The sequence below is a fragment of the Streptomyces sp. NPDC001851 genome (genome assembly GCF_040297165.1).
Lineage (GTDB): Bacteria > Actinomycetota > Actinomycetes > Streptomycetales > Streptomycetaceae > Streptomyces.
In genome coordinates this window covers 1-1230 of the sequence record NZ_JBEOYR010000081.1, presented here as the reverse complement: position 1 = coordinate 1230, position 1230 = coordinate 1, and the positions used below count along the sequence as shown (strand labels likewise).

Below are 1230 nucleotides of genomic sequence, written 5' to 3'. Positions count from 1 at the left end.
AGCATATCGTGCTGCGCATTACCGGCTGCCCGAACGGCTGCGGCCGCGCGCTGCTGGCGGAGCTGGGGCTGGTGGGCAAGGCGGTCGGCCGTTATAACCTGCATTTGGGCGGCAACCGCGAAGGCACGCGAATTACGCGCATGTACCGCGAGAACATCAACGAAGTCGAGATCCTGAACGAGATCGACCTGTTGGTGGGGCGCTGGGCGGAGGAGCGCAACGGCGGCGAAGGCTTCGGCGACTTCACCGTGCGTGCGGGCATCGTCAAACCGGTGCTGGATCCGGCGCGAGATTTCTGGGAGTGAGGCCGGGCGGCCTCTGGGCAGAGGGGCCGCGCAGGTAATTTCAAGCATCAGGAGAGACAACATGGCTGAATTCGATCTGGCGGCGCTGAACGCGTTGCCCAAATCCGGGCAGGCGCTGGCATTGGCGGTAGTCAACGGCCAACTGGAGACCCTCAGCGCCGAACAGCGCGTTGCATGGGCGCTGGAGCATCTGCCCGGCGAGTTCGTACTCTCGTCCAGTTTCGGCATTCAGGCGGCGGTATGTCTGCACCTGGTGACGCGCATCCGGCCGGATATCCCGGTGATCCTGACCGACACCGGTTACCTGTTCCCGGAAACCTATCGCTTTATCGATCAACTGACCGACCAGCTGAAGCTGAATCTGCAGGTGTTCCGCGCCGAACAGTCTCCCGCCTGGCAAGAGGCGCGCTATGGCAAGCTGTGGGAACAGGGCGTGGAAGGGATTGAAAAGTACAACCAGATCAACAAGGTTGAGCCGATGAACCGCGCGCTGGAGACGCTGGGGGCGCAGAGCTGGTTCGCCGGTCTGCGGCGCGAGCAGTCCGGTAGCCGCGCCAATCTGCCGGTGCTGGCGGTGCAGCGTGGGGTGTTCAAGATCCTGCCGATCATCGACTGGGACAACCGCAAGATTTACCAGTATCTGACCGAACACGGGCTGAGTTATCACCCGCTGTGGGAACAGGGCTACCTGTCGGTAGGCGATACCCACACCACCCAGAAATGGGAGCCGGGCATGAGTGAGGAAGAGACGCGTTTCTTCGGCCTGAAGCGCGAGTGCGGTCTGCACGAAGGCTAAAAGAGGCGAATCACCCGACAGGGCTCAGCAATGCTGGGCCCTGTTTTTTTGTAGGCTACTTTTTCTTTTGTGCTTTCGGCGGGTGCGCCTGCGCCAACTCTTTGATCAGCGGCAGCAGGATCTGCACGC

1 protein-coding gene and 1 pseudogene are annotated in these 1230 nt (G+C 61.8%); both read left to right on the top strand.

Annotated features, from left to right (window positions below):
• A pseudogene (locus ABT171_RS41615) lies at positions 1-305 on the top strand (hypothetical protein); the annotation flags it as partial.
• 61 nt (positions 306-366) lie between these two features.
• Entirely contained in the window at positions 367-1101 is a 735-nt protein-coding gene (locus tag ABT171_RS41610) for a phosphoadenylyl-sulfate reductase (RefSeq protein WP_016929052.1), read from the top strand.
• The last annotated feature ends 129 nt before the right edge of the window (positions 1102-1230 follow it).